This window comes from Oscillatoria sp. FACHB-1407 (assembly GCF_014697545.1).
Taxonomy (GTDB): domain Bacteria; phylum Cyanobacteriota; class Cyanobacteriia; order Elainellales; family Elainellaceae; genus FACHB-1407.
This window is the reverse complement of record NZ_JACJSA010000032.1, coordinates 1-19,011: the sequence shown is the minus strand read 5'-3', so window position 1 is coordinate 19,011 and position 19,011 is coordinate 1. Positions and strand designations below refer to the sequence as shown.

At 50.2% G+C, this 19,011-nt stretch carries 12 protein-coding genes and 2 pseudogenes; 4 read left to right on the top strand and 10 right to left on the bottom strand.

The window, feature by feature from the left end:
- Positions 1-51: 51 nt before the first annotated feature.
- Positions 52-585, bottom strand: a complete 534-nt coding sequence (locus H6G89_RS31445) for a carboxymuconolactone decarboxylase family protein (protein WP_190513958.1) — start codon at positions 583-585, stop codon at positions 52-54.
- A 27-nt stretch (positions 586-612) separates the two neighbouring features.
- Positions 613-1,341, bottom strand: coding sequence for an SDR family oxidoreductase (locus H6G89_RS31440; RefSeq protein WP_190513957.1), 729 nt, complete (start codon positions 1,339-1,341; stop codon positions 613-615).
- A 219-nt stretch (positions 1,342-1,560) separates the two neighbouring features.
- On the opposite strand from H6G89_RS31440, the gene H6G89_RS31435 reads away from it, so the two are divergent.
- The 4 genes and pseudogenes from H6G89_RS31435 (at position 1,561) to istB (ending at position 5,150) form a co-directional block, all read left to right on the top strand.
- A complete protein-coding gene (locus H6G89_RS31435; protein ID WP_242060211.1) occupies positions 1,561-2,529 on the top strand; it encodes an AraC family transcriptional regulator in 969 nt (322 codons plus the stop codon).
- Positions 2,526-2,723 (top strand): Y-family DNA polymerase, encoded by a 198-nt coding sequence (locus H6G89_RS36505; RefSeq protein WP_199337045.1) that lies wholly within the window; start codon positions 2,526-2,528, stop codon positions 2,721-2,723. Before H6G89_RS31435 ends, H6G89_RS36505 begins: the two co-directional genes overlap by 4 nt.
- 146 nt (positions 2,724-2,869) lie before the next feature.
- Positions 2,870-4,600: pseudogene (gene istA / locus H6G89_RS36160) on the top strand (IS21 family transposase); the annotation flags it as partial.
- The gene (gene istB, locus H6G89_RS31425) at positions 4,482-5,150 is read left to right on the top strand and encodes an IS21-like element helper ATPase IstB (protein WP_375539711.1); all 669 of its coding nucleotides are present in this window, start codon (positions 4,482-4,484) and stop codon (positions 5,148-5,150) included. The pseudogene istA and the gene istB, both read left to right, overlap by 119 nt.
- Before the next feature lie 459 nt (positions 5,151-5,609).
- Here the strand turns inward: istB and H6G89_RS31420 are convergent.
- The 8 genes and pseudogenes from H6G89_RS31420 to H6G89_RS31385 all read right to left on the bottom strand — a co-directional run.
- Positions 5,610-7,192: pseudogene (locus H6G89_RS31420) on the bottom strand (IS1182 family transposase).
- Positions 7,193-7,487: 295 nt separating this feature from the next.
- A complete protein-coding gene (gene drmC / locus H6G89_RS31415; RefSeq protein ID WP_190513955.1) occupies positions 7,488-8,324 on the bottom strand; it encodes a DISARM system phospholipase D-like protein DrmC in 837 nt (278 codons plus the stop codon).
- The gene (gene drmB / locus H6G89_RS31410) at positions 8,321-10,192 is read right to left on the bottom strand and encodes a DUF1998 domain-containing protein (protein ID WP_190513954.1); all 1,872 of its coding nucleotides are present in this window, start codon (positions 10,190-10,192) and stop codon (positions 8,321-8,323) included. The genes drmC and drmB overlap by 4 nt, the downstream gene beginning before the upstream one ends.
- Positions 10,193-10,200: 8 nt before the next feature.
- Positions 10,201-14,226, bottom strand: a complete 4,026-nt coding sequence (gene drmA / locus H6G89_RS31405; RefSeq protein WP_190513953.1) for a DISARM system helicase DrmA — start codon at positions 14,224-14,226, stop codon at positions 10,201-10,203.
- Positions 14,223-16,313, bottom strand: coding sequence for a UvrD-helicase domain-containing protein (locus tag H6G89_RS31400; RefSeq protein ID WP_190513952.1), 2,091 nt, complete (start codon positions 16,311-16,313; stop codon positions 14,223-14,225). The genes drmA and H6G89_RS31400 overlap by 4 nt, the downstream gene beginning before the upstream one ends.
- A gap of 80 nt (positions 16,314-16,393) precedes the next feature.
- Positions 16,394-17,152, bottom strand: coding sequence for an HIRAN domain-containing protein (locus H6G89_RS31395; RefSeq protein WP_190513951.1), 759 nt, complete (start codon positions 17,150-17,152; stop codon positions 16,394-16,396).
- Entirely contained in the window at positions 17,149-18,060 is a 912-nt protein-coding gene (locus tag H6G89_RS31390) for a HipA-like protein (RefSeq protein WP_190513950.1), read from the bottom strand. Before H6G89_RS31390 ends, H6G89_RS31395 begins: the two co-directional genes overlap by 4 nt.
- Positions 18,060-19,011 (bottom strand): type IIL restriction-modification enzyme MmeI (locus H6G89_RS31385; RefSeq protein ID WP_339384574.1); only part of this gene is annotated, 952 nt, incomplete at its 5' end. The genes H6G89_RS31385 and H6G89_RS31390, both read right to left, overlap by 1 nt.

The following is a 19,011-nucleotide window of genomic DNA, read 5'->3' as shown; positions in this document are numbered from 1 at the left end:
TGGTTATTTTGCAGTTGTGGAGTGAACTTGTTTTGTAGTGCTAAGACGCTTTTATTGCGCGGTGAAGACTTCTCTCATGGCTTGTGCCGCATCAATCGAGCGCGGAAAACCGGCTGTTACTGTGGTTAGGTAAATGATTTCTTTAAGTTCGTCTTGCGTTACGCCAAGTCTGAGGGCATAGCCTGCATGAATCTTTAGTTGTGGCAGATTTCCAGCGGCGGCAAAGGCGGCAACGGTGGCAAGCTGACGGGTGCGATCGTCTAGTCCCTGACGCGACCAGACTTCACCGAGTGAATAATCAACGATCGCATCTGCAAGAAATGGGAAATCCTGACGGAGGGCATCGAGTACAGGTTGCCCTGCCCCGCTGGTTAGCTTATTGATAACTTGATTGCCTCGTTCGCGGCGACTCTGTTCTGGTTGAGTTTGTGGTGCAATTGTTGCTGGTCGAGTTTGTGCAGTAGTGATTGCAGGTAGAAACACAATGAGTAGCGTAATAAACATGCATCCCAGGGCAGCGATTATTTTGTTGACGACTTTTCTCCAATACACAGTCTGTCGAGATAGTGCGATCGCAACTTTCATAAAAAACCTCGCGCTTGTAAGGTATATCTACCAGGGAAGTTCACCATTTCTTCCAGAGAAACCACCAGTCGATCCATTGTCATCAAGCAAAGCTAGTCGCACGGGTTCAATGGCTCCTTCCCCGATTGTTTGTTCTCCACGAAATTGATTGAGGTCGGTGGCAGTGAACCCTGGATCGGCAGAATTCACCTTGATGTTGGTGTCACGTAATTCAGATGCCAACTGTACGGTGAGCATATTCAATGCCGCTTTAGACGCGCAGTAACCCAGCAACTTGGATTGGGCAAATTTCCACTCTGGATCACCATTGAGTGTGAGTGATGCGAGTTCGCTCGACATATTCACAATGCGACCGCTGGTTGACTTTTTAATCAGTGACAGCATTGCTTGTGTGACTCGCAACGGACCGATGAAGTTGGTCGCCAGGATATGTTCAACAGCGGTTACATCGGTTTGACTGGGCAGACCATCAGCCGGATCAGCCATGCCTGCATTGTTGACTAAAATATCGAGCCTGCCGAATTCAGCGTCGATGGTTTTAGCCGCCTGTGTGATCGTATCTGGACGCGCGTAATCGATTTCGATCGGTTGAACATTTCCAACCTGCTTGAGCATCTCAGCTACCTTTATTCCACGATTGCGATCGCGGGCACCCAGCAGCACCATACAGTTCTTTTGAGCGAGTTGACGCGCAATCTCCAAGCCGAGTCCCTTGTTTGCTCCCGTGATCAAAACTACTTTTTCATTCGCATTCATAAAAGTTATTTACCGACTTGTGTTTGCAACACGAGTTCGGAGCCTGATGAGTGAATACCTTCCGCTTTTCAGCCTGAGGTCATCTTAGGTTGAATCTGCCTTTGCCCAAATACACAGACCTTGCAGATGATTGCCTGATCCTCTCAAGCAAGGTTTGGTTAGGGAAAACGTCTCCTATAATGCAGGCATGAGAAGTGTTCTATCAGTCAAGAAACCAGCATGACGAGCAAGACACTGAGCCATGAAATGGCGATCGCCACTTCTACCCATAGAGAGATTTTGCCAATACAACGGCAATTGGCGATCGCCAAATGTGCAGAATTGGCAGCACTCATCGAGCGGCATACGAGCAGTGAGAGAAGTGGATATTATCCAACCGCGATCGATCCCTTAGCCTTCGTGCGATGCGATACTTCCAAAACCATTCAGGATGTCAGCGAACCACTGTTTGCGATGGTGGTGCAGGGCGAAAAGAACTTATCGCTCAGTGAAGAAGACTTTCAGTACGGGGTCGCTCAATATTTGGTAACGTCGGTGGATTTGCCACTGAGCGTTTGCATGATCGAGGCAACACCCGATCAGCCCTATCTCGGCTTAAAGCTGAATCTAGATCCAGCCCAACTCTGTGAAATTATTGTTCAAACAAATCCAGATATCAATACGCGAGAGAACTCTGTAAGAGGCTTGTGTATTAGTAATGCCAGTCCATCCTTGATTGATTGCGCCATTCGACTGACAGAACTTTTAGATACACCGCAGGATATTCCGTTTCTCGCTCCCCTGATTATCCGCGAAATCTATTACCGTCTCCTCACCGATGAACAAGGGGAAGCCGTTCGTCAGGTTGCCACCTTTGGCAGCAACATGCAGCGCATTGCAGATGTGATCAAACAAATCAAGACAGAGTTTGCCCAACCGTTGCGGGTTGAGGAGCTTGCTGAACAGGCGAATATGTCGGCAGCATCGTTTCATCGCCACTTTAAGGCAGTTACCTCTATGAGTCCGTTGCAATATCAAAAGCATCTGAGGCTGATGAATGCCCGTCAGATCATGCTTGCCGAGGCGATCGATGCAACTCAGGCAGCTTATCGAGTTGGTTATGAAAGTACCTCGCAGTTCAGTCGAGAATATTCCCGCATGTTTGGTGCGCCTCCCATCCGAGATATTGAACGGCTTCGATCGGTTTGAGTGAAAACCATCTAGCAATTCGTTGCAGACTTGACTTAACGGGTTTTAGTCAGCACAACCGAGTCGAGTACGGGCAGCAGATGCGTCAGAGCGTTAAGCAGTGGACTGGAATCCCAGTATCGATCGGCATTGCTCCGACTAAAACCCTGGCCAAAATTGCCAACCACAGGGCAAAAGCAGATCCTATTAAGTGACAATGCAGATGACGGGCGACGGCGATGCCCTTGGCGGGTTGTCATCTTGCATTATTGAGATCGCAAATTGCAGTCTAGAGTGCAAACCGTGCCTCCAAACAGAAAGACACTATTGGGCAATTCCTGTGGAAAAGGAGACGCCAATAGTGCCTGGAAAAACAATTAAAAGTTATCAACTACGAGTGTACATGAACGGACGAGAAATCGGCTTAACGCAGGTCGATGCGGCTTATGTTGCCGAGTTTTCAGAGCGAACGGCGCAACGCATTGAAGCAGGTGAGCATCAACCGAAACGAGGACAAAAACGAGGTCGTACCAAGTCTGACCCACTCAAAAGCGTTTGGGAGGAGGAGTTGGAACCGATGTTGCAGCAGCAACCGCGACTCAGACCGATGACCCTCTTTGAGTATCTGCAACAGCAATATCCAGGCCAATACCCGAACGTGTTGCGAACGTTGCAACGACGAGTAGCTCATTGGCGTGTGCTACATGGGGCATCGCCAGACGTGATGTTTGAACTGCGTCATGCGCCAGGAGGAATGGGATTTTCAGACTTCAGCGAACTCAAAGGAATTGAGATTACGATAAACGGCAAACGCTTTGAACACCTAATCTACCACTATCGCTTGGGCTACAGTGGGTGGCAGTATGCTCAGATTATCCAGGGTGGGGAAAGCTTTGTCGCCCTCTCGGAGGGATTGCAGAATGCCTTATTTTCTTGTGGAGGGGTGCCCAAACAACATCGTACCGATAGCTTGAGCGCGGCGTATCGTAACAGTGGTGGCAAAGGGCAGGCAGTGACTCAACTGTACGACCAGTTGTGCCAGCATTACCGGATGCAGCCAACACGCAACAATCGGGGCATTGCCCACGAAAACGGCTCCATCGAGGCACCTCACGGGCACCTGAAAAACCGCATCGAGCAAGCATTATTACTGCGAGGCAGCTTTGACTTTACCAGTATCGGTGAGTATCAAGCGGTGATTGACGCAGCCGTTTCTGGCTTAAACGTGCAGTGTCAAGAGAAGTTTGAGCAGGAGAAACCGCAACTGCAACCGTTGCCCAAATACCGAGTTGCTGACTACGAAGTGGTTAGTGCTAAAGTCAGTTGCCGTAGCACCATTGAGGTGCGCTCTATCCTGTACACGGTGCCATCGCGCTTAATCGGACGCACGTTAGAACTACACCTGTATCACGACCGGATCGTTGGCTACTGGGGGTACCAGGTGGTGGTTGAGTTGCCACGAGTGCGCTCTACTGACCCAGCCAAACGACGGGCTCGCTGCATCAACTACCGCCATGTGATTGAGGGACTGCGGCGAAAACCGAGAGCGTTCCTGTATTGCACTTGGCAACAAGAGCTATTGCCCAATGACCATTACCGTCAGTTGTGGGCGCAACTGAAAACTCAGTTTGACCTTGATAGTGCAGCAGTGCTGATGGTCGAAGCCCTTTACATTGCTGCCATCAAGGACAAAGAAGCCAGAGTGGCGGACTATCTCGAAGCGCAACTGGCAACGCAGACCCTAACGTTAATGGGCTTACAGCAACACTTTCAACTGCTCAGCCCAACCCCCTTACCCACTTTGCAAGTGACCCAACACGACTTATCCACCTATGACCAACTCCTGCCCACCCACCCCAGCAACCACAACGACCCACCCTCCCGTCAGCCCCTACCAAAGCCTCAGCCTGCACCTCAAACGCCTGCACCTCTGTCATATGCTCAACCATTGGGAAAGCCTCGAACAACAAGCGATGCAGGAGGGGTGGTCCTACGCCCAGTTCTTGCTGCAACTGTGCGAATCGGAGGTACACCATCGCTGGCAAAGTTGGCTCAAACGTGCCCTCTCAGAAGCGCAACTGCCAACCGGCAAAACCCTCTCCAACTTTGATTGGTCCCATGTGCCCAAGCTTAATCCTGCACCCATCCGGCAACTCGCAGAAGACCCCTCCTGGTTAGCACGCTCAGACAATTGCCTCATTTTTGGGGCTTCAGGCGTTGGCAAAACCCATATCGCTGCCGCCATTGCTCGCTCCATGGTGGAGTTTGGTAAACGCGTCAAGTTCTTTTCCGCTATCGCCCTGGTGCAACACCTGCAGCAGGCAAAGCTGCACTTACAACTGCAAGCGGCCCTCAAAAAACTCGACCGCTTTGACTTGATCGTCCTCGATGACTTAGGTTATGTCAAAAAGTCGGAAGCGGAAACCAGTGTGTTGTTTGAACTCATTGCCCATCGTTATGAGCGCAAGAGTTTGCTCATTACGGCCAACCAACCGTTTAGTCAGTGGGATACAATCTTTGCTGACTCGATGATGACGGTCGCAGCGGTCGATAGGCTGGTCCATCATGCCCTCATTATTGATATTCAAGCCGAGAGCTACCGCAAGCAGTCTGCCCAAGCGCGATCTCCCTCACTCACTTGAGACATCCTCTGGGCTAAGCGCAGCGATCTCTGGTTGTCATTTCGATCTAGCTTTGTCGTTTCGGTTCTGATTGTCGTTTCGATCTAGGTTGTCATTTCGATTTAGATTGTCGTTTTGAATCCTAATTGTCGCGTTGACTCTCTAGTTGCAACGCAACTTTCGCTTGTTCGTTCTACTTAATTCAATGGCTGATGCTTGTTTAGACCAAGCTGTTATTAGTGTTGATCTAAACTTAATTGAGTTCTGCTGTCTCAATACATTAGTCCGTCAACTTGATTGTCACGTCACCTCCAAGAGCTTGACATTTAATATTCATTGGTAGAACGCACCAGTGTCAAGGGATGAGGAGCTCGAACATAAGCTTCATCCCAGCATGCCTGCACACGTTCTTATACCAATTGCACTTTTACCTCCTGGGGTCTCCATTCAATTAGTTTCCCTAGAGCACCGGTCACCAAATCAACTTGCTTGGGGTTGAGGAGCATCAGCTAGTCTGGCAATGACATGGAGATTATGAATGATCGCCATGCGACGCAGATCAAAAAGGTTTTTCCGCAGCCCAATGTAACGAGCCCGATCGCCTTGCCAATGCCCGACATGAGCCAGGGCATGTTCGACAGCGGTTCGTTCTCGCAATTTGGTTCGTCCTTGCGGGGATAACTGGCGTTGTCGCAGTTCGTTGAGGAACTGTTCATCGGGATGAATGGTGACGCTACGCCCCTGTTTACTGCTGGTGCATTGCTCTTTGAAGGGACAAGCCGCACAACGAGCTTTGGGAAAGTGAATGGTTTTACCCAAGCGTAACGGCATCTGAACTTGATTGGGGCAGGTCAGCGTCTCCGCGTCCCAGTCCAAGGTAAAGGCGGTTTTGGGGAATTGGTTGGTGCGGCTCCGAACGGGCCAGGCTTTACAGTAAATGGTCAACTCAGGCGGTCTTTGCTTAACCCAGGAACTGCTGAGATAGGCTCGGTCAATGTAGAGTTCACTCAATTGCACCTGTTGCTGCTTGATGTCGAGGCTGAGTGCATCCGTCACACTAGCTTCTGGACGATTAGCAGGCGTCACGCCAACCGCACGGATCAGGCCGCAATCCAAATCACTCAGCAGATGGCGTTTGTATCCATCAACTCGTTGGTGCTTACTCTTCCGACCATGCCGCATCTGAGCATCCTCAATGCTAATGCGACGATCCTTGCTCACGCCACGCTTCAGTTGGACACGGCCGTTTCGCTGGTTTCCACGTCCTGAGCGACAATTTGTTGAGCGACTGACAAACTCTGCTGGACTGGTTGGGTTAGAGCCGATGAGGGTGGCAACGCTTGCTCCGCAACCCAGGTCTCGACCTGCGTCAGGGCTTGCAAGGTCAATGCCAAGGCAACTTGGCGTTCCTGTGGGTCATCCCAGTTCAAATCCAGTGCAACCTTCACACTGGATGCCCCCAGCATCGGTGCACCTGCTGCCGTCGCAATTTCCGTCAACTCCCGCCCCTGTTGACGAGCAATCACGCTTAATGCCTTTCTCAAAGCGTGTCCCAATAGATTGTAGGTATCTTCCACTTTCCCAGCACCCCATAAGGGACTGGAATCCAGTGCTGCTCTTAAACTGCGGCTGCTAAATCCGCCTCGTTTTTGCGCCAGAGTAATGGTGCGCTCCACTAACAGCCGATCCATCTCATGGTGAATCAGTAAGGCACGGAACTCCACCAACGTTCCCTTGGCAAACGGGGCTTGCTCACAATCAAGGCAATCGAGCACCAACTGCCACCGCCGATCCATGACCAACGCTTCTATGGCTTCGTCATCCGATGCGCCAGTGTAGGCTTGCAAGATGATGGCTAAACACAACAACGCGGGAGCAATGGGGGGATGCCCTTTCGGTTTATCCGCATACATCTGCGCTAAGGCGTGTTGAAATTCATCATCAAACAGTTCGTGTCGGTTCTGGCGCAGAAACACAAATAATTTTGCCCGCTTGATCAGCTTCACAATCTTTTGCTCGGCAGCGGACAACTCAGTTGGGGGATGCCATAACTCTGGTCGCATTGGTTTTCCTCTCAACGCTTTTCTGTCCTTATACCAGGGTTATGGCATTCTGGCACTACATGACCGGTGCTCTAGTGAGTAGGGAAACTACAATTTGCGCCACTGCGACACTAGATGCTATCTGTCTCCATTTAATTAGTTTCCCTAGTGAGTGGAAAATTTAACTGTATATACCGATCTAGATCCAAGCAGTGTCAAATATTCAACAGGGCAGTACAATCGGCAGCTACACCATTACTTTTGTGGAGCTACATTCATCAGCAGTTGGGTGCGATCGCTGGTTCTATAGAAGGTACTATGATAATTCTTCTAAAGATGACGCAGAACTCTCCCACTGAGTTAAATCACCGTTCGAGATCAGACTATTGATTTGCTCAATTACTTGATGGGCTAGACTTAAATTGTGAATCAAGACTCCCATCTCGATATTGAGTGACATTGCATATTCAGTCAGGTTTGCACTAGAGATGAACAGATGCTGCCCATCACAAACTGCACATTTGGCATGAAGGGAACCGTATCGTCCTTGCTCATCTACTGGGCGCTTGTCTTTATGCCAGATGTAGACCTGAGTACGTTTTAGGAGTTGAGAACCAAAGCTGGCTGCCATTCCATAGGCGATCTTGCCATTGCTTGCTTCTGGCGTTTCAGCAATGATGCGAACCTTAACGCCTCGATCGATCGCAGCCGTTAATGCCTTCACAATTTCAGGGATGTTGTAAATGGCAAAGCTGACAATCAGGAGATCCTGCTGTGCGGCTCGAATCAGTTGTAGCAAAGCTTGATCGGTTCGCCGCACTGGAAGGGATGAGGGATTCGGTCCTGTCCAAACCAACTCTGCTGATAATTCCTGACGCAATTTTGCTTGACAGTGAGCAGCCGTTGAAAGAGCGATCGCCATTGCTTTCCCATCCAATTCACTTGCTTCTGCCTTCCACACATCAACTAGGTTGCTCACCGCCTGTCGCCATGATCCTCTGGGCAGGAGTTGCAGGAGTTTGGGTTTCATCTGAAATGGTTCACCCTGTTCCGCTGCCATGAGAACTTTAATCAGGGAGTCCAAGGTTGAGGTGGGCACCTCCTGAGTGACTTGGCGAACTTGTTCCAGCAGATTGGGTGAGAAGGTTGTCACATCAGATCCTTGAAGAAGGCGATCGAGGATAGTTCGGTCTTGACTGTTGGAATAAGCAGCGTGCGATCGAGATACTTGTTCCCTCGCTCGCAAGACGTTTCTGGACTGAAGAGGCAAGCATGGCAGGCAGCCCAATGGAGAACATTCGGGTTCTGTAAAGGACTATGCTCTGCACACAAGGGATCGGAAGCGCACAGTCGCATTTGATCTAATGCCTGATCAATATGGCGACCGAGGGCAGCAGGTTCACCCAAACTCACCAAGCCACCTAATGTGCCTTCACTATCGGGGGCAGCAGTGTAGATCAAAATCCCTGCCATTGGTCCGTTATCATCTTGAGGAGATTTCGAGTAGATCCGCTCCCGCAGACTGGCTGCGGTATAACCGCACTCGATCGCTAACTGTCGCATCAGGGCATGGGCAAAGGAATGCAAGAGAATATAGCGAACACCGGGGTAATTGGCATTGGGGTCAAGGGAACGTGCTGTGCGCCAACGCTGATGTGCCTCTATGCTCTGCTTCTTGTAATCCTTCAGTTGAGGCAAGTTTTCCCATTGGGCGATCGCCTGTTCACTGAACTGAATAAACAGCCCTTCACCACGGACTTCCGTAGCTGGCACCCATTTTGGTTCCTGACGACTTAACGGTGCCCAGAAATCTTCGGGAATCTCACCCGTTTCCACAAAGTCTCCAGGAGATTCGATGCGGGTGAATCCGACTAGGGCACGAACTTCTCGCAATCGTTCAACCAACACCACCTTATTGAAGTAAGACTCGTAGCCTTTGGGCGCGGCAACAGGTGTGAGCCAAAAATCTGCCGAGTTAAGGCTCGTATCAGCATTGGAGAACATCTGCCATTCTGGAGTTTTGATATCCTTTGACTCCTCGTCCCCATCATCTGAGGTTGCGGATCGCTTTTGTTGCACCTGTGCCCAAAGCTCCGCATCTGAATACTTGGCAAACTCCTTCAACTGCCCAATCAGCCGAAAAGCTGCTAGAACTTCCAGGCTGACGGCTTTCTCCAGCACCGTCCAGTGCTTCTCAACTAACTGCGCCAGCTTATCCACTGCGGTTGGAATCGAGAGGGCAGAGAGGGTTATCGGAAACCAGCTATTGGAAGCGCCCAGCAAAATACCCACCATCTGCTGGTCACAGCCGCCCTCATCAAAATTCCGCAAGTGAACGTGGCGACCGCGACACTGAGGCATAAACTTCTTGCCCGGTTCACCAAAGGCATCGGACATCCGGCGATTCGCACCGCAACCATCGCATTTCACTTCAATATCTGCCGCAGAACCAGACACACCGTACTCGTTCAGTCGTAATGTACCCCCTCCACAATCAACCCCGCGATGAACGAAATATCGCCAGGGGAAATCGTCCAGATGCCCATGCTTACACGCCACTAAAAATCGGGCAGGAATCACGGTGGGTGGGAACTTTCCTCTCGGACAGTTGGTATGGATATAGCGGTTTTGGTCGGGACGGAAGCGATCGGTCTTCAGATCAAACAGTCCGGATTGGAGTGGAGCCAGCAGACGACAGTTTGGACAGAGCATCCAAGTGGGGAAAGGGGATACTGGAATGCCAACACGTTGGCTCTCATCGAGTAAATTAGGGACGCTATCGGATTCAGGGGGTAGGGGTGGTGACAGCAGTCGTTTGACCGAATGACTGAGCGATCGCTTCACGGCTGCAAGTAACCGTTCCTCTCCCAGTTCTGTGGCGTGGGTAATATCCCAATCATCTAATCCCATCACCATTGTGGAAAGGTTGGGCAGATCTATCACAGAGCCAATGCCAGCCGAAAAGAGAATTTGGCTAGGACGCAGTTCACCGACTTTATTGCGAGTTTGTGCTTGTGCCATAAAACCTCTCACGATGAACTGGGCATGGGTTGGGGAGAACGAAAGTCGTCGTCAGGAATGCGATCGTCGAGGATGAGTCCGATCGTTGGTTCCACATTTCGCAGGGAATTGAGACAGGTGAAGGTTTTCAATCCATAAGCATCAGGGTGCTCCAGCAACCCCTTTGTTACTCCATCTTTCTGTGACTGGTATCCAAGCTGCGCTCCACCTTCTAACTTGGAAATTTGGCTTAACCAGTAATCTAATTTCGTTTCTAGAGCTTGCTTGACCAGTTCTCCTGTTTTAGGTCCATTGACATTAGCAGCACGAGTCACGATCGCATCAACGGCTTCTTGAATGTAGGGATGATTGCGATCGATTCGTCCAGCCTTGTCGTTTTTGTTGAGTTCAACACCCTTCAATCGCACCAATGAAACAAGTAGTGCGGCTAGACCGCGATCGATCGCACGCGGGGCAAACGGTGTAACCGAAAGAGCTTCAACGTGTTTATAGAACGTGGCGTGATAATGTTCAAACTGCTCGTAGTGAGACAAATCTCTGGGTCGTGCCCAGTTATAGACAGTGAAGACAATACCGGGAAAGGTTCGTCCGACACGGGAAGTCGCCTGAATGTACTCTGCTGTTGTCTTCGGTTGACCTGTTACCACCATCGCGCCTAATCGCCGCACGTCTACACCCACCGAAATCATGTTGGTTGCCAGCAACACGTCGATGGGTTTACGAGGATCAGTTTTCTTGTCCCGATTTGGGTTAAAGGGGACTTCCAGGGCATCCAGGACGATGGGAATATCGGTGGAGGCGATACGGGAGGTGAGTTCTTTGACTTCAATGCGCGATCGCCGTGCTAACCCCCGTTGATCCATCTTGCCTAAGCGTGATTGGATGTCGTCATCCACGAGTCGTCGTGTCCCGCCTAACTCTCGCATGGAGTTGAAGTAGCCCACGGTTGTCATCCAGGGGTCAACGGCTTCCCCATATTTTTCATAAAGTGCCTGAGATGCGGCAAGCACAGCGGTGTAAACCCGAATCAGTGCAGCTTTGAGCCTGCGTCCTGTGGCACAAATGCCCAGATAGCGCCGTCCAGGATACTCCTCGCTTGGTTCGCGCTGGAGGGAGAAGAAATTATCGGTGACATCCAAGCCTTGCGGCGGAAAGACCTGCACTTGGCGGAGGAAAAGGTGATGAATTTGTTCGCGAGCTTGGCGAATGGTTGCGGTTGAAGCAATGACTTTGGGACGAACGGTTTTACCGTCTACCATCCAGGAACAAAGCTTATCAACAGCCGTTTCATATAGACCGACCAGTGTTCCCAGCGGTCCACTAATCAGGTGTAGCTCGTCCTGGATAATCAAATCGGGTGGACGCAACGGGTTGTGGGGAAGAGTTTTCGCTAGGGGCTGACCGTATTTGGCAAGGTGACTACTGGAACAATCCTTCTGGAATTCGGGGGATACAAATCCATGCCGCTGACAATAGCCTTCAACCTGTCCAAACAGCATTTGAACCGCCCCATTCCAGGGCATCTGAGCGAACTTATCGACCGTTGCGATCAAGAGCGTTGGCAAACGCCGATAAATCTCTTCATCCACCACTAGAATTGGTAAACCTTCAGTGGGTGATTGTTTTTGAGTAAATAGACAGCGACCCAGCGCATCCCCACAGTAAATCAGAGTGCGTGCCTGTCCTTTGGCAAACGACTCTACCTTGATGTGTTGCTTACCAGGGTCAATCTTAGAGCCACACCAGGGGCAATTCGTAAGCTGGTGAGGAGAGCCACTGCTAGTCGGTTGATACTGCCCCAGCTTTTGTTTGAGGAATTCCTCGCTTTGCTCCGTGCGGTTGGGTGTAGTTTTCTGACCCACCCACAAGCCGATGCGGAACGGTTCTTTGCCCCACTTGACGGGATTCTCCCGGCGGATGGCTTCACAGGCACAGATTAAGGCAGTTGCTCGTTGGAACTGCTGGAGGGTTAAGAGTCGTAGTGTGTAGCGCATGAGAACGGCAACACCCGATTCTCCAGAGCGTCCGGCGACGACTCCCTGTAATCGCCTGAGTCCGATCGTGTAAGCGGTTAGTCCCAGATAGGCTTCCGTCTTACCACCGCCTGTTGGGAACCAGAGCAAGTCGGCGATCGCCTCGGTTTCATGGCTGCGATCGGGATGGTTTAGGTCAGTGATGCTAGGCAGGTTCAGCAGAATAAAGGCAAGCTGGAACGGTCGCCAGGAACGGTTTTTAGAAATATCAACCGTGTCTAGTTCAACCTCCTCGCCTCGACGTTTCTGTTCGGAAAGGATTGAATGAACCCGCTGCTGCCACATTGCCCGATTCATGAATTGGAATGATTCTAAGGCTTGTGGATCAGATTGCAGAAGGTCTAAACCTGTTCTAATTCGCTCTAATGCGCGGGTGCAGTTGGCTAGGGTATCTTTAGCGATCGCTTCATACCCCTGCAACTTAGCCATTGAATCAGTGATACGAGTCGCTTGGTGGGTAATCCAGTCGGCATAAGCTGTGACCAGGGGAGTGAGTTTACCAATCAAGTCAGTCGCCGTAGACTCGGCTAACTCCTTCATATCTAGAACAAGTCCTGTCAGTCCTGGAATTTCGTCAGGGGTAGGAGCATCAGTTTTGGGAACTTCGTAGGTGGGGACAACACAGGTCCGAAGACGAGTTGCCCGGTCGGTACTGCCCTGGGCTAATTCGGCGTGAACTCCAGTTCCATGCCCAGCGGCAAATTCTACTTGATGGCGATAGAGCATTTCCATCGCTTGTTCTTCGGCATACTGCACGGGGTCAAGTTTGCCGAGCGATCGCTGTTGAGCTTTGCGAAGGAAAATATCGGGTTGATTGGGGTCGGCAGACTCAACGCTCAATTCAGGTTGAAATAGCCATGCCTGGTCAGGAGAGCGATCCGGTTCCCGCTGTTCGTTCACTAAGAACAAACTGATAATCCAGTCGTCTCCACAAGGGCGAACCTGCCCCCGCACATACACGTCTCGATCTGGGTCAATGCGCCAGGAATCAATTCCACCCGTTTCAAGGGGAATAGGAGGAGATTGCCCCACCACTGGATACCTGCGCCAAACCGTTTTCGGTGTGCCTGTGGGTGTTTCCCAGTATTCACTCTTCGTGCGCTCGTATTGTCCCCATCCTGCTTTGATGCGAATGGTTTTGGCAGTCCCGCTCACGCAAAAACTCATACCGAGTGAGGAGGGAAACATGGTTTCGATCGCTGGGTTGGTCGTTTCAGTCGCGCCATCGTCGATCGTACCTGTCCCACCAATCGCCAGGTCATCCAGTTGTTCTGTCCCTTCTTCAACCGTTCCGGTTTTGGCGGCTGCCAGTTCATCGGTTTGTTCTAGCTGGTCATCCGGTTGGTCGGGGCGGTTACGGCGGTGTAACGGGGCGAGTAAGCCAACTAAGTAGCGATCGCTCACTCGTGCTTCATCGACTTCTTCGTACTCTCCCCCCGCCGGACCTAAGAGATCAGCGAGGACTGCTTGTTCTAGCTCAGCTCGGATTTTGTAATAGGAGGGTGGTTCGAGGATTGCCCTCTCATCCCCCAACCCCTTCTCCCCGCGTGGGAGAGCCGAACCAGGGTATTTACCTCTGTTTTTCCTTCCTTCTCCAACAGAGAAATCAGTCGCATCTGCATCTTGTGTTCCCTCCAGTTCAGCTTCTCCCTGAATAAAAGGAGGGTGAGTATCTAACATTTCCCCTGAAGTATCTGATTGCCAGATAGCAGGGGTAACTTTGGATTCAGTTGATTTTGGTTGAGAGATTTTAGGCTGTGCTGGTAATGACTCAAGTACCTGCACTACTTTTGCGGCGATCGTTTCCGATAAGGTGCTGTCGCCCAGTACCTCTGCATCATCAGAGAGATCTAAACCTGCCAGTAATACAGCCAGATGCTGCTCAGACGCTGACACAACCAAACTCCAATCTAGTTCGGCAGTGCGATCGCGCAACTGCTGATTGACAGCTAACAAATCTAAGTCACCAGGGAGAATGGATGGAAGCTTAATGATCTTCATGAATTGCCGAGATTCCAAAGTTGGGGATCAAAGGTTTGCAGGAGCGAAGAGGGTTTTTGAGCAGGAACCAGCACTAGAAGAGCACGCATCGCTCTGGTCATAGCAACATAAAGGGTGCGCCGTTCTCGGTTGAGGATTTCAGCCGCCGCTTCTGGAGTCATCCCTTTGGTAATTCCGGGATAAGAGGTCTCTAGAAAACCAGCGATCGCTACAATGGGGAACTCTAAACCTTTTGCAGCTTTGAGCGGCAGTACTTTTACGCCTTTACCCTTGAGCTTTAGGTCTTTGCTGTTCATGAACTGAGCTTCAATTCCCATGTGGTTCAGTTGCCCTGTGATATTCCTTCCGGCTCTCTCTGATGGAACCAGGATGGCACACGCTCCCAGTCCCAGTCGAAATTCGTGGGCAGCGGTGCGGCAAAACTGAGCTAAAAGGTTTCCTTCTGTGACTCGATCCTCGATCGCACGAACAGCAGGGGATGGACCTGTATGGATGTAGAGGCGTTCATTGTCGTCTTCGTCCAGGGTGCCTTCTTGGAGGTAAGAGTAGGCAGCTTCCCCAATTTCTTGAGTAGTGCGATGGTTGATTTTGAGAATACCTGTTCGTCCGACGAACTTTAGCGATTGGTGAACATCACTCCAGCGAAAACTGCTGCCGTAAATGGATTGGTTTGCATCCGCAGTAATGAAGAGGCGATTCGGTTCTCGGCAAAGTTGAACCAGGAATCGTAGGACAGTTGGGCTGAGATCCTGTGCTTCGTCAACAATGACGGCATCATAAACAGGGGGCTGAGGTAGTGATTGCAGCAGAGCTAAGGCACGGTTTCGCATTTGTGCCCAGGTTTCCAAACCCTGACTTGCCAAGAATTGATTGAAATGCTGCCGTAAATTCCAGATCGCTTGACGCTGAGTTTTGTTCAGCGCAATGCTGCGACCTGTGCGAGGAGTTGCCTGGTAATCTTCCAGCGTTTCAATCCCTCTAGCGTCAATGACTTCGCTCAGTTCCTCAACCAGATATTCTGGCTGGAGTCGTTGCAGAATGAGCCGTTGGGCTTGCTGTTGCAGAACGTTGCCTTCCAGGGTAGCGATCGCCTTGGGGACTGCTTCTTGAACCAGCTTGAGTAAATCCTTAGCGTTCGCAATTTTGGGCTTCCCGGTGGATTGGCAGATCAACGAATACATCGGAGTATCTGATGTCTTTACTTCTACAAACTGAGCATCCTTGCCCAAAAGTTGCCCTAGCAACTGTTCAGAGAAGGTAACGAGTGCATTGGTGTAAGTCGTAAAGAGAATTCGAGGCTGGCTTACCCCAGTGGCTTGAAGCTGCTTGAGAATCTCACGGGTGCGGTAAAGCGCAATAGTACTTTTGCCTGTACCAGGACCACCTTTGAGAAGCGTTGGACCCGTTGCGTTGACTGCCCAGGTGACAAATTTCTCCTGCTCAGAGTTGAGTTTGAGCAAGAATCCTAGTAAATCTCCTTCTTTGAAGCGCAAGAGTTCATCGGAACTGCCCGTGACAAAGTTTGGCTGGTTGAGAACCTGGTCGAAGTTAGGAGCCGTGATGCAGTCAAACAGGCGATCGCGTACCCCATCGGGCACGACCGCATCTAGCAAATCATCAAAGGTGCGGCAGGCGAGGAGCGTAGGAAAGCAAGCTTTGGGGATGAGGAGTCGATCGAGCAGATCTTCAGTTAGCTCGACAGGGAGTAGGTTGTCGGGCTGAGAGGATTTAGGTTGAGGAGAAGGGGCTTTTTCAAGGGTCAACAAATCATCGAGCCTGGAAAAAGGAGTGACATCAACCTCCGTCTCTTCAGCAACTAGCTTGTCACCTCTATAGACATCCTTACGGGCATCAACGCCCAGAAGTGCAACCCAACCGTCGCCATAGGTGTAGATAATGCGAAAATCGCCAGAACGGAGGCGGTAAATGTCTCCCTTATAGCCGTGCAGCTTCTTTTTCAAACTCCCATGAGGTTTCGGATCATCTCGCAAAACCTCGATCTTTTCTAATATCTGGATGACTCGCTCTTTGGGGATGGCGAGGAGTTGGTTGGTGAATGTGGGCTTATGAATGATCTCAAAGGGCATTTCGATGCAGTTTCCCGGGTTCCTTTTCTAGTAAACCCGCAAAATCTTGCGATCGCCACTTTTGTAACTTGTAATTCAGGTCAGGCGATCGCCTCAAAATTTTCTTCTGCTAACGGTTGATAAATGGGACTGGAAAAGGGCTGAAAATCTTCTGACCAAGTAGCAGTCAAACTACATAGCAAACGGAATTGGAGCGGTGTTGGCGGAGGATTTACGCGCTCTACAGTTACGCTAACTTGTTTAGGGAAATGGGAGATGAGTTCAAAGACATCTTGGGTGAGGTAACGAGGGCAGTAACCAACAAAGTGTAGATCCTCGGTTCTTAGGATTAGGGCACGTGAATCAACTGGGTTTTGAAGGTCATGGGTTACGAGTAATGGAGCTTCGGGCTGAAGAGACTGGACGTACTGCTGAATAGAGTCGGGGAAGTGTCGCAGTCCGTGGGCAAAGAAATGGATGTGATAATTACCTTGCTCATCTCGCTCTGGGCAGGGAAAAACTTCGAAGCTATCAGTCTTACGTCTGCCTCCACTGCGGGCTAGAAGCGCAATTGGGTCGTCTTGTTGTTCGGGAATATTAAGCCACTGTACAAAATCTTTGTAGTCGGGACGGGAAGGACGTAGAAGGCGGTTAGCAAAAAGAGGAAAAAGTTCGGCAGAAGTATAAGTATGGTAGAACTCAGGAAATGACCAGAGAGGCTGAAAGTTTGCCTTTTCTTTGGCTTCGATTGCTCCCTGAAGATAGCTGAATTGATACAGACCTTCTTCATAGGTCAGCTTCCCGACTGGAAACCAGGTTCGGGAGGTAGGGTCTTGCCAAGCTAGAAATAGGGTTTTCAAGTTAAGTCCTTTTGTAAGCGCAATAGCCTGCTTCTATTAATTTCGAGCATTTGGTATCCAAATTCTAGAGCAACTGGAGAGATTCGACTGCCTGGGACTTGCTGAAGGAGGTCTTTCACCTCTTGTAGTGAGATTTTGGCTAATTGGTTGAGCCATATCTTGGCTGATCGGGGATATTGACGGGCGATCGCTACAAAGACATCAAACGTCAGCATTGGTCGTCTATCACCCTGCTGCTGATAAAAAGCGGATCTGGATTTTTCAGTGTACTGTTTAACGGTTTGCTGCTGTAGTTTCTCTTGCCGTTTGGCATCCAGTAATTCCCGTCCCAAGCAAGACGCATGATCATAGGTTGGAGCAAGATGGGGAATTCCCTCTGGTAAGCGCACTACAAATCCCCAGTTTTCGTGATGGCGATCGCCATTGCCAATCCAAGCATCTAGGAGCAAGTAGCCTACAAAAGTAGATATGGCTTCAGTAATACCTGGGGGTGAAACCCAGCCGAGCGGGAGTTGTAAGCCTGGTCTTTTGAGGGCTGCACAAACAATGGAGACTGTATGTTGGGACAGGCGATAACCTTGATCTCTGGGATAGTTTGATGCCAAGCCAGCGAGAATATCATTGCCATGAATCAGTGCAGTATTTTCGAGTAAGAAATTCGGTGAGATTACCCCATTTTGTCCTCGCCATACAGCCAGTTCGTAGGTTGCGTGAGGCAATCCTAATAATTGAGCCAGTTCAGCCGCGATTTTTTCTGTCCAGTCTTCACCTGTATTGGAGCGGGTTTGCTTAAAGAGACAGTTCCCAAATTCTGGATGCTTGAACCAGAATTTGAACCTACTGCCCATTGCTTCTTCTGCTTCGGCAGCATCTACTGGAACCTCAAAGATCGGAAATTGGTAGCTCATTAAAATAAGCTACCTTGCATTGGTTTCTCTGAGTCTACTTTAGACGGTTGAGCTTTGCCCTTTGCCTTCTGCCCTTTGCCCTTTGCCTTTTTCTTATCGTGCAAACCCTGGGCAACCTCCTCGGCATACCGTTGATGATTCAACTCCAACAACCGATCGAGCACTTCGCGTCTTGCCGTTTCGCTGATGGTGAAGCGGATGCCTTGTTTAGTGGTGTGGAAATCGTGCCCTAAGTCGAGGTCTTGCCAGCCGTAGGCGTTTGCTACCTCCCGATCCATCTCAATGTGCAACTCTCGCAATTTCTGAATATCATTTGCTGTCTCATTGGGATCATGGAAGCGGTTGTAGGTTTTAGTCAGCCCTTCCTGCCGATTACGCATGACTGCCTGACGATGGGTGTAGTAGGTTTCGCCAATCGCGTTGAGGGTTGGGAATTGGGTGCTGAGGTCTGAGGGATCGGGTGTGGGGAAGGGAAAAGTTTCAAAGCAGTCAGAAGGTGTATATCTACCTCGTGTTTCAAGGCTGCTTTGATATGAAAATGTCCACAGTTGGTGAAATAAGGATTGAAGTAGTGCGAAATCTGCAAATGATTCTGAGGCAATTACTACTGTTGCCTCACTTGCAACAACGTTTGTAGAAGAAACTGAGACGGTAAAAAACTTGCTAACACGAGGAATAACAAACATTCGTGTTAAACCCGTAATTGCTGCATTTAGCTCTGGTCGTGCTCTCTCATAGAGCCACCATTTTTCACGAGCGGATTTGCTGTATTTGTTAACTATTCTGTCAGGTTTAACTTTTTGCTCTACAATCGCTAAGCAGTCAGGATAATCTCTCGCATAAGGTGATCCGTAATTGCTCAACTGGGTTGACCTGAGCCCAGCTTTGACAGAAGATGGTAAGCTTTTGCTATGAAGGAATTGCCCCCACTCGATGGACTGAGCCACGCCG